This window comes from Vibrio inusitatus (assembly GCA_024346935.1).
In the GTDB taxonomy this organism is placed as follows: Bacteria; Pseudomonadota; Gammaproteobacteria; order Enterobacterales; family Vibrionaceae; genus Vibrio; species Vibrio inusitatus.
Window position 1 is genome coordinate 204,284 of record AP024879.1, and the last position, 17,464, is coordinate 221,747.

15 protein-coding genes are annotated in these 17,464 nt (G+C 42.4%); 7 read left to right on the top strand and 8 right to left on the bottom strand.

The window, feature by feature from the left end:
- Positions 1-1,297 precede the first annotated feature (1,297 nt).
- Positions 1,298-2,992, bottom strand: coding sequence for an alkaline phosphatase family protein (locus OCU48_RS14150; RefSeq protein WP_141345698.1), 1,695 nt, complete (start codon positions 2,990-2,992; stop codon positions 1,298-1,300).
- Positions 2,993-3,020: 28 nt separating this feature from the next.
- Positions 3,021-3,806: a formylglycine-generating enzyme family protein gene (locus tag OCU48_RS14155; RefSeq protein ID WP_141345699.1), complete on the bottom strand. Its 786-nt coding sequence runs from the start codon at positions 3,804-3,806 to the stop codon at positions 3,021-3,023.
- A 139-nt stretch (positions 3,807-3,945) separates the two neighbouring features.
- Here OCU48_RS14155 and OCU48_RS14160 point away from each other — a divergent pair, with 139 nt between their 5' ends.
- Together OCU48_RS14160 and OCU48_RS14165 are read left to right on the top strand one after the other, a co-directional pair.
- A complete protein-coding gene (locus OCU48_RS14160) occupies positions 3,946-5,277 on the top strand; it encodes an anaerobic sulfatase maturase (protein ID WP_141345701.1) in 1,332 nt (443 codons plus the stop codon).
- A complete protein-coding gene (locus tag OCU48_RS14165; protein WP_244312306.1) occupies positions 5,274-6,275 on the top strand; it encodes a tetratricopeptide repeat protein in 1,002 nt (333 codons plus the stop codon). The genes OCU48_RS14160 and OCU48_RS14165 overlap by 4 nt, the downstream gene beginning before the upstream one ends.
- Here OCU48_RS14165 and OCU48_RS14170 read toward each other — a convergent pair.
- Positions 6,234-6,530: a hypothetical protein gene (locus tag OCU48_RS14170; RefSeq protein WP_141345703.1), complete on the bottom strand. Its 297-nt coding sequence runs from the start codon at positions 6,528-6,530 to the stop codon at positions 6,234-6,236. The genes OCU48_RS14165 and OCU48_RS14170 overlap by 42 nt on opposite strands.
- Before the next feature lie 324 nt (positions 6,531-6,854).
- Complete coding sequence (locus tag OCU48_RS14175) at positions 6,855-7,574, bottom strand: SDR family oxidoreductase (protein ID WP_141345705.1); 720 nt, start codon at positions 7,572-7,574, stop codon at positions 6,855-6,857.
- 140 nt (positions 7,575-7,714) lie between these two features.
- On the opposite strand from OCU48_RS14175, the gene OCU48_RS14180 reads away from it, so the two are divergent.
- Genes OCU48_RS14180 through OCU48_RS14190 form a run of 3 tightly spaced genes read left to right on the top strand, consistent with a single transcriptional unit; the run spans position 7,715 to position 9,640 of the window.
- Positions 7,715-8,161, top strand: coding sequence for a methyltransferase family protein (locus tag OCU48_RS14180; protein ID WP_141345707.1), 447 nt, complete (start codon positions 7,715-7,717; stop codon positions 8,159-8,161).
- 3 nt (positions 8,162-8,164) lie between these two features.
- Positions 8,165-9,088, top strand: a complete 924-nt coding sequence (locus OCU48_RS14185) for a LysR family transcriptional regulator (RefSeq protein ID WP_141345709.1) — start codon at positions 8,165-8,167, stop codon at positions 9,086-9,088.
- Entirely contained in the window at positions 9,089-9,640 is a 552-nt protein-coding gene (locus tag OCU48_RS14190) for a DUF805 domain-containing protein (protein WP_141345711.1), read from the top strand.
- Positions 9,641-9,699: 59 nt separating this feature from the next.
- On the opposite strand, the gene OCU48_RS14195 is transcribed toward OCU48_RS14190, so the two are convergent.
- The 3 genes from OCU48_RS14195 to OCU48_RS14205 all read right to left on the bottom strand — a co-directional run bounded on the left by OCU48_RS14195 (position 9,700) and on the right by OCU48_RS14205 (position 12,614).
- On the bottom strand, positions 9,700-9,936 hold the full coding sequence (locus OCU48_RS14195) for a hypothetical protein (protein WP_141345712.1): 237 nt from the start codon (positions 9,934-9,936) through the stop codon (positions 9,700-9,702).
- Between the two features lie 232 nt (positions 9,937-10,168).
- The gene (locus OCU48_RS14200) at positions 10,169-11,200 is read right to left on the bottom strand and encodes an acyltransferase (protein ID WP_141345714.1); all 1,032 of its coding nucleotides are present in this window, start codon (positions 11,198-11,200) and stop codon (positions 10,169-10,171) included.
- Positions 11,201-11,381: 181 nt separating this feature from the next.
- Positions 11,382-12,614: an L-lactate MFS transporter gene (locus OCU48_RS14205; protein WP_141345716.1), complete on the bottom strand. Its 1,233-nt coding sequence runs from the start codon at positions 12,612-12,614 to the stop codon at positions 11,382-11,384.
- Between the two features lie 548 nt (positions 12,615-13,162).
- On the opposite strand from OCU48_RS14205, the gene OCU48_RS14210 reads away from it, so the two are divergent.
- Positions 13,163-13,519, top strand: coding sequence for an NADH:ubiquinone oxidoreductase (locus OCU48_RS14210; protein WP_141345717.1), 357 nt, complete (start codon positions 13,163-13,165; stop codon positions 13,517-13,519).
- Positions 13,520-13,722: 203 nt separating this feature from the next.
- Positions 13,723-15,228 (top strand): NAD(P)H-hydrate dehydratase, encoded by a 1,506-nt coding sequence (locus OCU48_RS14215; protein ID WP_141345719.1) that lies wholly within the window; start codon positions 13,723-13,725, stop codon positions 15,226-15,228.
- A gap of 32 nt (positions 15,229-15,260) precedes the next feature.
- On the opposite strand, the gene ggt is transcribed toward OCU48_RS14215, so the two are convergent.
- Positions 15,261-16,997: a gamma-glutamyltransferase gene (ggt, locus tag OCU48_RS14220; RefSeq protein WP_141345721.1), complete on the bottom strand. Its 1,737-nt coding sequence runs from the start codon at positions 16,995-16,997 to the stop codon at positions 15,261-15,263.
- Between the last annotated feature and the right edge of the window lie 467 nt (positions 16,998-17,464).

Genomic DNA, 17,464 nt, shown 5'->3' on the forward strand with positions numbered 1-17,464 from the left:
TTGGTGGTAGAAAATGAAGAGTGAAACCACCGTCGTCCCCGAAGTATTTATCGGGGACCTTTTCAGTGGTAATGCATAGAAACAGATTCTCGATAAAAGCACTCGAGAATGACGGGAATCTTGGTTTTTATTTGGCTGACTTTAAAACTGAGAGGTGCAAAGTTGGTGGTAGAAAATGAAGAGTGAAACCACCGTCGTCCCCGAAGTATTTATCGGGGACCTTTTCAGCGGTGACGCATAGAAACAGATTCTCGAGAAAAGCACTCGAGAATGACGGGAATCTTGGGTTTTATTTGGCTGATTTAAAACTGTGAGGTGCAGAGTTGGCGATGGAAAATGAAGTGTGAAATACACCGTCGTCCCCGAAGTATTTATCGGGGACCTTTTCAGTGGTGACGCATAGAAATAGATTCTCGATAGAAGTACTTGAGAATGACGGGAATCTTGGGTTTTATTTGGCTGATTTAAAACTGTGATGTGCAGAGTTGGCGATAGAAAGTGAAGTGTGAAATACACCGTCGTCCCCGAAGTATTTATCGGGGACCTTTTTAGTGGTAATGCATAGAAACAGATTCTCGATAAAAGCACTCGAGAATGACGGGAATCTTGGGTTTTATTTGGCTGATTTAAAACTGTGAGGTGCAGAGTTGGCGATGGAAAATGAAGTGTGAAATACACCGTCGTCCCCGAAGTATTTATCGGGGACCTTTTCAGTGGTGACGCATAGAAATAGATTCTCGATAGAAGTACTTGAGAATGACGGGAATCTTGGGTTTTATTTGGCTGATTTAAAACTGTGATGTGCAGAGTTGGCGATAGAAAGTGAAGTGTGAAATACACCGTCGTCCCCGAAGTATTTATCGGGGACCTTTTTAGTGGTAATGCATAGAAACAGATTCTCGATAGAAGCACTCGAGAATGACGTGAACCTTGGGTTTTACTTGGCTGACTTTAAAACGGTGATGTGCAGAGTTGGCGATAAAAAGTGAAGTATGAAATACACCGTCGTCCCCGAAGTATTTATCGGGGACCTTTTCAGCGGTGACGCATAGAAACAGATTCTCGATAGAAGCACTCGAGAATGACGGGAATCTTGGGTTTTATTTGGCTGACTTTAAAACGGTGATGTGCAGAGTTGGCGATAAAAAGTGAAGTATGAAACACACCATCGTCCCCGAAGTATTTATCGGGGACCTTTTCAGCGGTAATGCATAGAAACAGATTCTCGATAGAAGCACTCGAGAATGACGGATACATTATAAAAGCGTTCGGGCTTGAATAGCGTTCAAAAAACACACTAGTTGGTGCTGGCCACTTCTTTTAATACATTGCCCGTTGTGCCACTTGGTGGCGTAATGCCCAGTACGTTGGATAGCGTTGGCGCTATATCATAGGGAGTAACAGCACGCTCTACCTTTTGTGGCTTGGTATTGTAACCTGCAAAAATCACGGGAACATAAGTGTCGTAACTCCATGGAGATCCGTGAGTTGAAGCCACGGTTAGACCGTCCATATCATTGATATAAGTCCGAGGTGCGAACACTAGATATACATCACCTGAGCGATTAGGTTGATAATTGTTACTTACTAACCGGTTGATATGAGTATTGGCTAAACGTCCTGTAGCAACATCGGAACTGGTGACAGCGTAAGCGACCCCTTCAATTTTCATTGCTTCTTCCGAAATCATCGTTTGTAGCTCAGAAAGATTGATTTTCTTCTCTTTCACCACCTCATGATTTAAGTAAACATACGGCTGAGCATACAGTCTGAAGATCTCCTCACCTACACCGAATTCACTCTTCAGTCTTTGCTTAAGGTTATCGGTAAGCAGTGTTTTCTTATCGAAGTATTTAGCGCGTTTAAGACCCAAAGAGGCAGCAACAGGAGAGGCTTCAGGAGCGCCATGATCTGCTGACAGTACGATTAGGGTATTATCTAAACCTACGTGATGTTCGATGTCTTCAAACAAAGCTTTAAGCGTTCTGTCTAAACGGATTAGGTTATCTTCAGCCTCTAAACTCGACGGACCGTACAAATGCAATACGTAGTCGTTAGAAGAAAAACTGACCGCTAAGTAATCTGTCACATCTCGAGAGCCCAGTTTCTCTTGTTGGAGTAAGGTCTTAGCAAAATCCGCAGTCAGTTCATCACCAGCAGGGCTTACGGTCAACATAGTTGAGTAATACTTAAAACTTGCAGGCCCGTAAGGATGTGGAAAGGTTCTCTGGAAGCCAGCTAAATCAAACTTTTGATCTTGTGATACTTCTTCTAGGGTGTATTTATTTCTGTCTAATGCCAATTCCCAGCGCTTGCCTGAGTACCGTGCTGGAATATTCTTTTCGTTCCAACGTTCTACCCATGCAGGATAAGATTCATAATAGTAATCACTGGTGACGAAATCAGAAGTTGCCTTAGAAAACCAAAATGCTTTGCCTGTATGTCCCGCTAACGAGATCGCCCCGCGGTCTTTGATAGAAACGCCAAATACCTTTGATTTACCACTATTCGATACGGTGAGTTCATCACTAAACGTTGACACTAAGATAGGGGTTGGAGAACGCCCATCTTTGGTGGCTGCACGCTGAGTTGGATCGATTTCTGTCGATTTATTTACGTCAGCACCACTGGTCAGTAAGCTGTAATCGCCATCCTCAACATTATAGATCAGGCGCTCTAGACTACGGTCGTACCAAACATTACCAACCATGCCATGCACAGAGGGGGGAGCACCGGTTGCAAGAGAGACATGACCAACAATGGTCTCAGTATTACCGTGCTGATAGTGAGCATTGGTGTAATACACCCCTTGATCCATCAGGTATCGAAAACCACCCTCACCAAAGTTGTGCTTATACCTTTCTAGTAGGTCTCCGCGTAGGCCATCGACGGTGATTTGAAGTACAAGTTTAGGGTTGCTCTCAGCAGAAAAAGCGGGAGAGCTGATAAGACCAAGACTGATAAGGCTCATCGCACAGTAGCGTTTTATCATTTGGGCATTTGTCCTTGTTATTAATGAATTAGTTTGCATCTCTAACTAGACGCAATCCCATATCAGACATAATTATAGACTGGCTAGCAAAGTCTCTGCGGTAGTTTTCAGATTCATTATAAGCATAGGAAAAACTGCCACCGCGCACGGACTTATGAGCAAGTCCAATATTGGTGTCTTGAGCGTTACTTGGGTTATGAAATGGGGAGTTGCGATAAAATGTCGACTCATAAGCATCGATAGTAAACTCACCGACATTACCCGTCATATCATACAGTCCTAGCTCATTGGGTTTTTTCTGACCGACGCGGTGCGCACGATTGTTGGCGTTGCCTGCATGCCAAGCAACATCATCAATGTTGTTTGAACCACTGTAGGCATAGCCTTTAGATTCATTTCCACCTCGAGCGGCGAACTCCCATTCAGCCTCAGTAGGCAATCGATACCTTTGACCCGTGATTTCATTGAGTTTTTCGATGAAGTAATTCGCTTGTTGCCAACTTAAGTTGTTGACTGGGTTTTGAGGGCCTTTGAAGAAGCTTCTGGAATGCCCCATAACTTCTTCAAATAGAGATTGAGTAACTTCGAACTTAGAAATATAGAAGCTATCTACACTAACCTGATGCGCAGGCTGCTCAGAAGTCTTTGCATTGTCGGTGTCAGAACCCATGATATAAGTGCCCCCAGCAACGAATACCATGTCGGCTTCGATCTGAGTGGTGAGAGGGTGGGGTTCAAATAGTGAGCATCCTGTCATTGTTAACACTAGCGTCCATGCTAATAAAGGGCGAAAAGTCATCAAACGCAGGTTCATATTTGGTCTCTATCAAAAAATGAGACATTAGTTTAACAATTCGCCATTTTCCAAATGGTTATATGCGCAATAACAAGCCTTTGATATAACCAATAGTTAAAATAGGGCTGTTTTTAGCATCCAAGATAACGGTATCGATATGTTGTTGACTCAAGGCCCGCAATTTAAAGGCAAACCCTCTAAACGAATGCATGTAATGGCTAAGCCCATTGGCGCAGCTTGTAATATTGATTGCAACTACTGCTATTACCTCAGCAAGCAAGACCTATTGGACTATAAAAAGGGTTGCTCCCCAGAGATGAGTGAGCAAGATCTTGAGCAGTACATTAAGCAGTATATCGAGGCTCAAAATACGCCAGAGATTATCTTTTCATGGCAAGGTGGGGAGCCGACTTTATTAGGGCTTCCTTATTTCGAAAAGATTGTCGAACTGCAGAAAAAATATAAACCTATCGGGGTGAGTATTTCAAACGATTTGCAAACCAATGGCACTTTGCTAAACGCGAAGTGGTGTCAGTTCTTAAAAGAGAACAACTTTTTGGTTGGCCTGAGTATTGATGGCCCTGCTATGTATCACGATGCCTACCGAACCAACAAAGCAGGGCGTGGTACGCACAAGCAAGTCATGGAAGCGGTTAAATTGCTTCATGAGTATGAAGTGAGCTTTGCCACTTTGACCTGTATCAACAATCTTACTAGCCGTAATCCTTTAGAAGTGTATAGATTCTTGCGTGACGAAGTAAAGTCGCCACAAATGCAGTTCATTCCTATTGTGGAGCAAAAAACCTTCCGCGATACAGCGCCTCAAACCTGGGAAGAACAGCAACAACCTCGTCAAGGCGATAAACGTCTTATCCCAGGCTCTAAGAATTCGGTTATGGAGTCTTGGTGTGTATCTGATGAGGCATGGGGTAACTTTCTTATTGCTGTATTTGATGAGTGGGCGAGTCGTGATGTCGGTAAAGTGTTTGTGCAATATTTTGAAGCATTTATTGAGACTTGGATGGGACGAAGAAACCCATTGTGCACACTAGGAGAGTTTTGCGGAAAAGGTCTAGCGATGGAACCAACCGGTGATGTATTTGCTTGTGACCATTACGTCTATCCTGAATATAAAATTGGTAATATTCATGTTGATAAGCTGGATGATCTGGCATTTTCGAGTAAACAGCAGACTTTTGGGTTTAATAAAACTAAAAGCTTAACAGAACAATGCAACACCTGTGATTACAAGTTTGCATGCTTCGGTGAGTGTCCAAAAAATCGCTTTATTCGTACGCGCTCCGGCGAACCAGGACTTAATTACCTGTGTGCTGGCTGGCATAAGTTTTATAAGCACGCAGACCGTTCAATTGCACATTTGTTAAGAGTAATGAACTACCCCGTAGCGCATGGGAAATTTAGCGATAAGATCGTGCGAGAAGCGATGTCTCAGCCACAGCCAAACAATAGTTTTGGTGCCAAATTTTGATAAATAAAAGAATTAGTACCTTTATTGCCGCAACCGTGATGATGGTCTTTTTGTTGATAGCTCTGCCTTCTAGTGCAGCCAATCAAACAGCGGAGCAGTTGTCGTACATAGCCCAGGACAAAAGCAAAAAGCGATCTGAGCGAATTGACGCATTGGAACAATTAGCCAGTTTTCCGAGTCAGAGTGCCCTTATTGCTATCGCTCGGGGACTTAAGGATAATCAACATGATATTCGAGAAGCCTCGGTTAGAGCATCTGCGCCGTATCAATTGACTCATCGCTGGCGTCTGCTGTCACCCCTGATGGACGATTTGGTTCTAGATGTAAGGATGGCTGTTGCCAAAAACCTTGCGGTTGATTACACCAAAATGAACGCAGTTCAAAAGAGGCAATTTGATCCCTTATTTGATGATTGGGCTTCTACCTTGATTCTTAAAGGTAGTGAAGAGTCTATGATGACATTAGCTGAAGGCTATCTGTACATTTCTGACTATAACGCTGCTAGAAATGTTTATAGTCAATTGATAGAGCGCTCAGAGGGTGGAGTGGATGCGTGGATTGGTGTTGCTGAAAGCTATCGTCTTAATAAGCAGGATGAACAAGCGTTAGCGGTACTCAATGATGCTTTAGTTGTTTTCTCCGATGAACCAAGCATATTGTACGTAAAATCTTTGACGTTGGTGAGATTGAACAAGCCTAATCAGGCTGCACGAAGCATGGATAGTGCCGCCAAGATTGCGAAAACTAATAGTCAGTATTGGTATGTTAACGGCGTGCTTCAAGAGGCGTATGATCAACAGCTGGCGCTAGAGTCATTAAAGAAAGCTTATCAAATATCAGGTCATCCTGAGCAACTATATGCGGTATGTGATTTTAAGATCCGTCATTTAGATAATAAAGCGGAGGTATGCCTAATGCAGCTAGAAAAAATTGCACCGCCACACGTTATTGCCAACCTACGAAGCCGAATTGAACAAAGGGACGTTGTTACGAACTAATGCTCGTTTAACGTTTTTGCACAGTTTTCCAAAGCGCCTAATGTCATCGAAGTTAGGCGCACTGCCATCGGAAATATAGTGCTCCCAATAACTAAGCTCAGTATCAACTAATTCCATGAGTTTTTTGGGGCAACCTACGCAATCTGTCCCGCTACCACAGACAAAGGTTTCGTCTTCGTACAGAGGCAACTCCAGCTTTACTTGTTCGATAAGATCATGCATGGCAGTAAGACGATCAGGTTTACGAGGTAACATGGTTAATATTCGCCCTGTAAAAATCCTATAATAATACAAATGTAGTGGTTATGTAACGATATTTTACTAAACAAGTCTGCACTTTCTCTTTGAAAGTACAGACGGGGATGTTCTTCATGAAGATGAGGTTAATCCGTTTTTATTTATGCTGGCGATTTATCTTGTTTATACAGCGTTTATTGATAAGGTCCCCGATCAAAACTTCTGGACACGTGCTCGTTTAGAAGGGACGCTAAACCAATCTTTTGCCATCCTAGAAACAAAAATCCCTAAACCAAAAAAGCACGCCAACAAGTGGCGTGCTCTTAATCAAAACAGAAGTATTTAAGGCTGCTGTTTAGTTGGTGCTAGTGCAATTTCACGAATACAAACGTTCTGTGGCTGTTGGAATGCAAATAGTACGGCACGAGCAACGTCATCAGCGGCTAGAACGCCACCCATGTCTTCTTTCCAAGAGTCATAACCATCTTTGATCTCTTGAGAAGAGGTATGTGAAAGAAGCTCAGTTTCAACAGCACCAGGTGCGATAGTGGTGACTCGAACATTGTCAGCTGCCACTTCTTCACGAACATTCTCAGAGATAGCGTGCACTGCAAATTTAGTACCACAATATGCCGCGTGGTTAGGGAATGTTTTCTTACCTGCAATTGAACTGATATTAATGATAGTTCCGCTGTTACGAGACTTCATTGGTGCCAATACAGATTGCATGCCGTTAAGTAGACCCAATACATTCACATCGAACATACGTTTCCATTCTTGTGCATCTTGAGTGTCGATTTGACCAAGAAGCATAGTACCTGCGTTATTAACTAAACCGTCTACAGGGCCAAATAGTGCCTCGGCTTTCGTAATAGCAGCTTCAAATGAGCCCATGTCAGTGACATCAACTTTTTCGCAAAGCGTGTTTGGAAGTTGCAGGGCTTCTAGCCTTTCCACACGACGTGCAAGAAGTAGAAGAGGATGCCCTTCATCACTTAAACGACGTGCAATCGCTTCACCGATACCTGAACTTGCGCCAGTAACAACAATAAGTTTCTTCATCACTCTTCTCCAAATATGTTTCTAACACCCTATGTGTCGATAGAGGTCATTCTAGTTGAGATAATTTTGTTGATATATATCCCTTTAGGTAAAACACTGTTGCTATACTGCAACAATGAATTCGAATCTTAGAGTATAGAATGCTGAACAACAAAATACCGCCTCCACTAGTGATGTTAATATGCGCAGGATTAGGGGGCTTTTTTGATGGCTTTGCGTTTACATCACAACCACTAGCATGGTTACTAGGATTAGCGTTCTTAGTGACTGGAGTGTGGCTCGCAGTGGTTTCTGTTGTCTCTTTTAAGCAAGCTAAGACTACTATCAACCCACTCGATCCTTCTCAAGCCACTCTACTGGTTTCTCATGGTGTATTTAGGTACAGCCGGAATCCAATGTATGTATCACTGACATTACTCTTAGTTGCTTGGTCTTGTTTGTTGCTCTCAGCCTTAGCGCTGGCTTTTTGTCTCGTGTTTGTGTTGTACATAACGCAATTCCAGATTAAACCAGAAGAGAAAGTATTAAAGTCGAAATTTGGCAAGCCGTATGAAGAGTATTGTCGTAAGGTAAGACGGTGGTTATAGCTTATGTTGAACAAAGTTAATCTAGCGGAAATTCGCTCTTTTGTATTGATCGCACAGTTAGGTAATTTCACGCGAGCAGCAGAGGCGCTTAAGGTTTCACGTTCTCACATATCGCGACAGATGACACAATTAGAGTCAGATCTAGGAGTGACCTTGTTGGTAAGAACAACCCGGACTCTCAAGCTTACCCAAGCCGGACAAAAGCTTTTTGAGCAATGCCAAATAGCGCTAGGTCATATCGATCAAGCGTTATTGTCAGCGATAGATGACGTTGAAGAGGTGAGAGGGCATATTGCGGTTAATTGTGTTGGTGGGGTATTGGGTGAAGATATATTGGTGCCTATGATCAACGAGTTCATGTCTCTCTATCCACATGTGCACGTGAGTCTTGATTTTAGCAGTAATAGAGTTGACCTTATCCAAGATGAGTTTGACATTGCCTTTCGCATGGGAACTCTGCAAGACGCTAGCTTTGTCGCCCGCAAGTTGTTAGACATTGATATGGTCACCCTAGCTTGTCCTAAGTATCTTGAGCAACATGACGTGATTGCTCATCCTAAACAACTCGAAAAGCATCGATGCCTAACGGGATCAGTGAATCGTTGGAGTTTTGTGCACAATGATACAAATGAAACTTATGAAGTGAATATTAGTGGCAATTTACAGTGTAAAAATGGTCGTGCTTTGGTGAACGGTGCTCTTTTAGGCAATGGAGTAATTCGTGTTCCTTTGCTGTATTGTCAAAATGAAGTTGAAGACAAAAGATTACAACAAGTATTTTCCGATTGGCATATACCTAGTGTAGACTTTTCAATGATTTATCATAAAGACAGATTCAGACCTGCACGTTTGGTTAGGCTGATAGAATTTATATACCATAAGTTTGAATCGCTGAGACTAGAACGTGATGCTCGAAAAGGAAAATAAGTGAATAGCTATCAGATTTTGTATAAAAAGGATGTGGTTCTTGCTGTTAATCTAGGCAATACCAATGCATCAGAAGAAATAAAAAGCCTGAATGAACAAGGCTTTAAAATCTTCAGTCGTATCATACAGGCGGTATCTGAAGAGCGAGCTGTTGCAATCTATCGTGCGGAGAACCAATCTACGCATAGTGAACATGAAGTCAGTATTAAGAACGTATTTCTATTTAAAACTAACCGATTACGACGCCTTCCATATTTAGGTTATTCGTTCTCAAGTTTTATGGTTGCTGCTTTAAGTCTATTTATGCTCACACAGCAGGCGACTAATTCAGGTGGTAATGGCGCACTCTTGTTGCTGTTCCCGATCTTATTAGCACTATTTTGGTTCTCTATTGGCTTGTCCGTTGCGCGCTGGAAAAATTGTGGTCATAAGGGATGGTACTACGCAGTCGCTTTGGTTGTAACTATGCTTATAGATACCTTTTTGATGGGGATAGCGAGTACACTGTTGTGGTTATATTTATTGTTTAACCCACAATCAAACAAGATATAAGTTTAAGGAAGGAGCGAAAGCTCCTTCTTATTGAAAGTGGTCAATTCTTTACCAAAGACTTAGGCAAGCAAGGCTTTACTTGATCTCAATAGCCTTTCGAGTTGCGGGGTTAAATTGGTTCTTTTTGACATTGTCAATCGACCGGCTTCATACAATTCAACTAGCACACCGTTATCACAATGGTCACATTGACTCTCACAGTGCATCTCTTCTAAGAAGGTATCCATCTTGTAGGGAGACAGCTTAAACCTTTCCACTTCGCTGCCCTTATTGCAGTTATAAATTACCACTTCCATCTTCACTCCTTGAAGAATCCAAACTATCTATATTGATTACTATCGCTTACATCTTGACATATTTAAATAGAGTTAGGTCACACATGAATACTTCTGGAGTGTATGTGTGAAAACGATCAATGAATACATTAATAAGTGACAAATATTTGCGAGGTAAATCAAATTAAATGTAGAGCTCATTTCTTTTAAAATAGAACGAAATGAGCCCTGTATCGAAATGAGGATGTGATCGCTATCTAAGTAATACTTTTCTCAAGGGTGTTTTGGTGATGAAGTAAACAAACAGAGTGGATATAACGATAGTGCCACTCCATACGAGTAGATCCCGCTTCCACATGTCAAATCCTAAAAATCCAGCTAAATTAGAGAGATAAATAATAAAGAGCAGATGAGAGACATAGATACCAAGGGTAAGGTTAGCAATAGGTGGCACCCATTTCTTGTCTCCCAAGGTTGGGTTAGCCAATAAGAAAAAGAAAAACCCTAACGCCCAGATAGGCGTTGCAAATAGATAGTCATGAATACGAAATGCAACATCCCAATTGAGAAGACAGTAAACCTCAATAAAATGCATCACCATGCCGGCTATTAATATGGTGGCTGCTTTTCCTGAGTTAATCGTGATATTTAGCCGGCGAACTTCAAATCCTAAAGTTATCATCAGTAGACTAAAGAAAGGACCATTCCTAGTATAAAAAAGAGACGGGATGTCTGTAACATTAAAATAGCTACCTGCAAGTACACCATAGACAAATAATAGAATGGCGAATGGTAGAAGAAGCTTTTGAAGGTGAGTTTTTATGATAATAGCGATGATACCAACACCCATGGCCAGAGCAGGTAGGTACCACAGATGAACTAACCCTCCCTCGAGAAGAGAGTTGAGCGGTGTTAGCGCTAGATAGTCCCAGTACATGCTGCGCTCAGCTACATAACCTTCGGTGGTTACTGTCATCAAGTTAAATGGCATCAGAAGATAAATAGCGCTCCAAACCAACCAAACTACAGCTATAGGTTTGATGTAGGAAAGTGCCGTGCCAACAGGATCTTGATTGAGCTTAGGCTGAAGGAAATAACCCGTTAATAGAAAAAAATAAGGCACAGCGAAGCGACTCAATTGGTTAATTAAATCCCCAAGCCAAGGTGTATCTTTATATAAGGGATAATCGACGAAAAGTTGGCTATGTATGGTGATGACAGCCAGTATAGCGATGATGCGACCGAGTTCTAAGCTAGGGATGCGTTGGTGGGTAATAGTAGACATAAACAGTATCTCAGAATGTGATTCTGTTTTGTATAACAGACGCAAGAGTCCGTCTATATGAATAATAAAGCTTTAATGATAACTATTAACTCTGTCTCAAATCTAACTTTAGTGAACAAAGAGTTGTAACAAAAACAAAACAGGCCCGCAAAAGCGAGCCTGTTCGAATTAATCGTGTCGATTAAGCTGCAGCAAGCTGTGCAGATTTCTCTTCGCTGATTGGGCGAGTCACTAGAGATAGCGCTACGCACACACCCATCATAACAGCAGAGATAGTGTACGCTAGAGTGTAGCCCTCACCATGAGTCATTGAGTAGCCAACAACTGCCGCGCCGATTGCACCACCGATACCCCATGCAGTGTAAAGCACACCGTAGTTAGTACCGTAGTTCTTAAGACCGTAGAATTCAGCAGTGATAGATGGGAATACTGCTAGTAGCGTACCGTAACCCACTGCCGCAATCGCAGTACCTAAGATCAGAGTTGCTTCTGATTTGAAGGTTGCGAAAAGAACCATGTTGATGCCCTGTAGTGCAAATGCGATGAACAATGTACGTAGGCCACCAATTTTGTCAGATAGGATACCAGCACCAATACGACCGCCTGAGTTAAATACCGCTAGGATAGATGCTAGGTATACTGCGTTTGGTAGGTTCGCTTGAACACTTGCAATAGTAGTAATGTTACCAATGATCATTAGGCCAGTTGCAGAAGCAAATGCGTACATGACCCATAGAGAGTAGAACTGAGGTGTTTTCAGCATTACTTTCCAAGAGATGTCGTTGCTTTTCTTAACAACAATAGGTGCTTGACCTGCTTTTACTTTAGGCGCTTCTGGTACGTAATCTGCTGGTGGGTTATTGATTGTTGCCGCTAGAGGCACTGCAATAACAAGTACACCAACACCTAGGATAAGGAAGCTTTGGTCAATACCGTAGTTAGTGATAAGTGTAGAAGTCAGTGGAGCAAGGTAAACTGCAGCTAGACCGAAGCCCGCAGCAATCAAACCATTTACTAGACCTTTCTTAGATGCGTGGAACCACTTCATCGCAGCAGGAGAAAGACATGCGTAACCGAAGCCGATACCGGCACCCGCTACAACACCAAAGGTCATGCTGAGCATTGCAGGAGTAGTTGCAAAGCTTGATGCAATCATACCTAGGCCTGTCATTGTCGCACCCAACATTAGGATGTTACGTGGACCCATACGATCCTGAAGGATACCAGCAACAAGAAGAGCGATAGAGAAAGTAACCGTTGCAATAGCGTATGGTTGAGATGCGTCTGCCGCATTCCAGCCTAAATCAGTAACTAGAGCTTTGTTGAATACACTCCATGCGTAAAGAATGCCTAAGCAAAGGTTGATACAGAATCCTGCTACTAGGATACGCATCGCTTTATCAATCTTTTTCATCGTTTGTTCTCGGTGCCGTGATGGCTAGGTTGATTGTATTAATTGTCTGAAAGGTTAAAAAACTTTTTAGGTTTCTCAAAATTTCTAAGAGCGAGATGCGCGAATTGTACACAAAATTTTTGTGATTTAAATCTCTTTTTGTGAAAAATGGAAAATAATTTTTCACTTTAATCCCAAGGGTGAAAATTGAGAGATGGTTCGCAAATTTCGTTGTGTTTTTCACAGGATAAAACACTGCTTTATATCTATTTCTCTAACGGAATGTGATGTGATTGGCGTCTATGAAAGAAATTTCAAACTTATCATTTTATTAACATTTGAAACATCTAAGTCGTCAAAATCGTCATTAGACCGCTAAATGGCGCTTGTTTGATTTAAAACAATGTTAAATTGTTGCGATAGTGTAAAATTTGCGTGTATTTCAATGGTTTGGGATAAAAGTAGCTCAAAAAAACAGCTTGCATACGAGTGTTTTTCAGTCAAAATACAGTGAAATCTAAGATTCCAAATTTGAAAGGATGCTTTACTAAGCTTTAGTGGGGTTACACATGAAAATATTTTTGCTTTTATTTATCTCTGTTTCTGCGGGTGCGGCTTCAGCTGAACATTTAACTTCATTCCTTTATGGACTGAGTACAGCATCTCTTGCTGTGGGTGTTTGCTTCTGGCTGGCTTTCCGTTCGTCTCGTTGGCCACAACTTGCAGTGTTCCTTCTATTAACAGGTATGCTTTGCAAGCTGACTATTACCGTTGTTTCGACGATTGTAGGTGTTAACGCGGGACTTATTACTTCGCCGTTGATCTTCTCTCTTTCATACCTGTTCTTTGCGATCGCAACGACGTACGTATACTTCTATTTCAAAGATAAAAGCACAAATCGCGAGCTAGGCTTAAATCAAGCCTAATCCTTGAGATTTGGAATCACTAAGAAAAACCGTTGTAGCGAAAGCACAGCGGTTTTTTGTGTCCGTTGACTCAATGAGTAACTGAACAAGCCAGTGTTTTTCTGCGCTATTTGTGCTGGCCATTTACTGACTGTGATGGGTATAACTTCTACACTTCACTATTCTTACCATAAAATCGGGCAATAGATCGTGAGGTACCGCTCATGTACTGTTTATATTCCCCCCAGCAAATTAAACAAAGTGAACCTAAAGCCGCTGAGTTAGCTGGAATTACGCTTTATCAATTGATGGAAAGGGCTGGTCACGCAGCTTTCGAGCGCTTGCAGTCTATGCTCCCTAACACTGGACGTATTCTGGTGTGTTGTGGTTCTGGGAACAATGGCGGTGATGGTTTTGTGGTTGCTCGATTAGCTCTAGAGTTTGGTTATGACGTCGACGTGTTTCAGCCATACTATTGTGAATCAAATACCCCAGATTCAGCTCAAGCCAAACATAAATGGCTTAGTCAGGGCACCGTAATATCTAGCAGTATCGGCGAATTAGAACACTATGATCTCATTGTTGATGGCCTTTTAGGAACTGGGTTAGAAGGTAATGTTCGTGACAATCTAGCTAATTTGATAACAAGCCTTAATCAATCGAACCTTCCCATTCTTAGTCTGGATATTCCTTCAGGCTTGCATGCCGACACCGGTAGGATCTTGGGTGTCGCGGTTGTCGCGACCGTAACAGTGACTTTTATCGGCAATAAAAGAGGGTTAGTGACAGGCCAATCCAGAGATATCGTTGGTGAACTGTATATCGCAGACCTTGGTGTTGAACCTGAGTTTCAAAGTTTAGAAACAGAACTAGCCTACATCTTTGATAAAGAAGAAGCGCGAGCGCGGTTGCCAGAAAGAAAACATACTTCTCACAAGGTCCATTGCGGTCGAACGTTGTTAGTTGGCGGTCATAAAGGAACCAGTGGCGCTATTATCATGGCTGCGCAGGGGGCTTGCAGAGTTGGGGCTGGCTTAATTAGTGCAATGACTCATCAAGATACCATTATCCCATTACTCACTCGCCAACCTGAAGTAATGTCGATTTCTGTAGATAATGAAAGTAATAATGAATTGATTGAAGATGCAATGCACTCGGCAACCGTTATTGCATTAGGACCTGGGTTAGGCACCGATGACTGGTCTAAGAATCTGTTTAACCTAAGCATAGGCGAATCAAAATCTAAAGTTATTGATGCAGATGGGCTGAACCTTCTTGCCCAAAGCGCTTCTTGTTACGATTTAAACCGAAGTATTTTAACGCCACATCCAGGAGAAGCTGCAAGGTTATTAGACTGTTCAATTCAAGAAGTAGAGCAAGATCGATATGCGGCAATTGAAACGATTCAGTCGAAATATCAGTGTGTAGTGCTGCTTAAGGGAGCCGGTACATTGATATATGATGGTCAAACGACGTACGTGATCACCGCGGGTAACTCAGGAATGGCAAGCGGGGGAATGGGGGATGTATTGACAGGTGTGATTGCCGGATTACTTTCACAGGGTTTAAAACCAATAGACGCAGCATGTCTTGGGGCTTGGTTGCATTCTACTGCAGCGGATAATATCGCTAGGCAGTCAGGAAAAATTGGGATGCTAGCTACCGACTTGCTACCAGAAATTCATTCTCTTCTAAATCAATGCTCAATAAAAAGTCCACTGCCTTTATAATTTAAAGCAGCGGACTAGAACTCAGAGTAAAACTAGTCCCCTAGTGACGTAGAAGCACGCCTACGGTCTGTTGCGCCATAAAGCTTGCCATTGTTGATCTCAACCGCATTTAATCCACTGACTACTGGAATGACATGAACCTCATAGCCCATTTCAGTGAATTCAGGAACCAGTATTTCAGCGTAGGTACGCTTTTCAACCAGAAGGCCCGTTGGATTATACGGCTTGGTTCGGTCGATTTTGGTTCCATACTGTATGTTAGGTAAATCGATGGCTGACTGAGCTGATAGATCCCAATCGATCATACCAACGACCGTTTTGAGAACATACCCTGGGATCTGAGAACTGCCGGGGCTACCTACAACAAGTTTTAGGCCACCGCTTGGTTCCATCACCATTAAGGGTGTTATTGCGGAGCGAGGACGTTTTCCAGCCATAATCGAGTTTTGAACGGCTTTGCCCTCAATCTCTGGTACTGAAGAAAAATTTGCCATCTGCGCATTGAGCAATACGCCATCCACCATAACCCCTGAACCCATGCCTGTACCAACAGTACTGGTCATAGCAATGGCATTGCCCTCAGCATCGACAATGGAAATATGTCCAGTATCTTGGCTCTCAAATCCATCAATGTTTGCTAGATTTTTTTGACTAATGGTCCCAGGCTTTAATTCGTTCTGATTCATAGATCCTTGCTTAGGAAGCAGTTTGCCGCGTTCAGCAAGATAGTTTTTATCAAGGAGCTTCTCTACAGGAGCATCGACATAACTAGGGTCTCCCGCGTAGGTAATGCGGTCTTCTTTGGCTAATCTCATCGCCTCCGTCATTAGACGCCATGGCTCTGCGTCTGTGTAGTGCATTTCGTTGATTTTATATGGCTCTAGCATTTCCAACGTTTGCGCGACCAATACTCCCCCGGAGGCTGGATAGCCAAAAGAAACGATGTCATGACCACGATATGTAGATTGAACAATGTCCCGTTCTACCATCTGGTAATTATTAAAATCCTTCATGCTGAGTTTGTATTGGTCGTCATCGAGCCTTGCATTGACAGTCTCTACGATGTGCTCGCCCAATGGACCGTTGTACATATAGCTATCACCGTGCTTAGCAATCAGCTTTAGGGTGTTGGCTAATTCTGGGTTAGTCATCATAGAACCAGTAGGCTTGACGTCATCACCAGCCCAATACAGTGCATTGATTTCGGGATCACTTTCTAGACGAGATTGTTCGCGCACCAGAATATCGTAGGTGTAGCTATTCATTGCATACCCATTCTGTGCATAGTCAATAGCAGGTTCGAGTAATTCCGCCCACTCTAATTTTCCGTGCTCTTGATGTGTAGAGTAGAGTAGTTTCAACGTCCCTGGGATCGCGACAGACCGAGGACCTAAGATGTCATTTCGAGGAATAGCCTTACCATCCTCATTCAGAAACATGTCTGGTGTAGCACTTGATGGAGCGGTATCGCGACCGTCATAGGCAATAAAAGAGTCCTTTGCTTTGTTGTAATATAAAGCAAATGTACCCCCACCAATTCCCGTCATATCCGGCTCAACAACCGACATCACCATTTGCATGGCAACCATGGCATCGACGGCATTTCCCCCTTGTTTTAAGATGGAATAACCGGTGCTAGTGACATACTGATTGGTTGCGCTGACCATGAATTGGTCACCTATGGCATCTGGCGCAGTGGGTAAAGGATAAGGAATAGCTAAGGCTGTAGTGGAGAGGGTAGAAAGTAGAAAAAGAATTCGACGCTGCATTAAGACCTCTATAACTATGAATATTCAGCATTGCTAATAGTAGACCGAGGTATAGCATTCTGCTTGAATAGTTATGTGAGGAGACTGTAAGAAAGTACCATTTTTATCTTATTTATCAGTGATATAAATATTTTCAATGAATGGGTTTTAGTTCCATGGAGCAAACTGATAGTTGTTTGCATAATACCAAGCATTGTAAGTCAACCTTGATATTGACCAACACTACGATTGAACCATTAACTGCAATAAAATGTTAATAGCTTTGATTTATTCACTGAAAAAACAAGTTTTCTGCAAAAAAACACACTGAAAAGAGCATGTAAATGGTCGGGAAATGTTGAGATTTGTACCAAGATAGTGAACTGGATCACCAAAGATAGAGGCTGTTAGCGAGGAGAAATTTAATAAGTGGTTAGGTGATATTTTTTAAGTTACTGATTTGTAGAACTAAATCAGAAATTGCAAGG

What these genes read in the sequence shown, in the direction of transcription:
- OCU48_RS14150 (WP_141345698.1), bottom strand. Translation starts at nt 2,992, where the DNA reads ATGATAAAACGCTACTGTGCGATGAGCCTTATCAGTCTTGGTCTTATC.
- OCU48_RS14155 (WP_141345699.1), bottom strand. Translation starts at nt 3,806, where the DNA reads ATGAACCTGCGTTTGATGACTTTTCGCCCTTTATTAGCATGGACGCTA.
- OCU48_RS14160 (WP_141345701.1), top strand. Translation starts at nt 3,946, where the DNA reads ATGTTGTTGACTCAAGGCCCGCAATTTAAAGGCAAACCCTCTAAACGA.
- OCU48_RS14170 (WP_141345703.1), bottom strand. Translation starts at nt 6,530, where the DNA reads ATGTTACCTCGTAAACCTGATCGTCTTACTGCCATGCATGATCTTATC.
- OCU48_RS14175 (WP_141345705.1), bottom strand. Translation starts at nt 7,574, where the DNA reads ATGAAGAAACTTATTGTTGTTACTGGCGCAAGTTCAGGTATCGGTGAA.
- OCU48_RS14180 (WP_141345707.1), top strand. Translation starts at nt 7,715, where the DNA reads ATGCTGAACAACAAAATACCGCCTCCACTAGTGATGTTAATATGCGCA.
- OCU48_RS14185 (WP_141345709.1), top strand. Translation starts at nt 8,165, where the DNA reads ATGTTGAACAAAGTTAATCTAGCGGAAATTCGCTCTTTTGTATTGATC.
- OCU48_RS14195 (WP_141345712.1), bottom strand. Translation starts at nt 9,936, where the DNA reads ATGGAAGTGGTAATTTATAACTGCAATAAGGGCAGCGAAGTGGAAAGG.
- OCU48_RS14200 (WP_141345714.1), bottom strand. Translation starts at nt 11,200, where the DNA reads ATGTCTACTATTACCCACCAACGCATCCCTAGCTTAGAACTCGGTCGC.
- OCU48_RS14205 (WP_141345716.1), bottom strand. Translation starts at nt 12,614, where the DNA reads ATGAAAAAGATTGATAAAGCGATGCGTATCCTAGTAGCAGGATTCTGT.
- OCU48_RS14210 (WP_141345717.1), top strand. Translation starts at nt 13,163, where the DNA reads ATGAAAATATTTTTGCTTTTATTTATCTCTGTTTCTGCGGGTGCGGCT.
- OCU48_RS14215 (WP_141345719.1), top strand. Translation starts at nt 13,723, where the DNA reads ATGTACTGTTTATATTCCCCCCAGCAAATTAAACAAAGTGAACCTAAA.
- ggt (WP_141345721.1), bottom strand. Translation starts at nt 16,997, where the DNA reads ATGCAGCGTCGAATTCTTTTTCTACTTTCTACCCTCTCCACTACAGCC.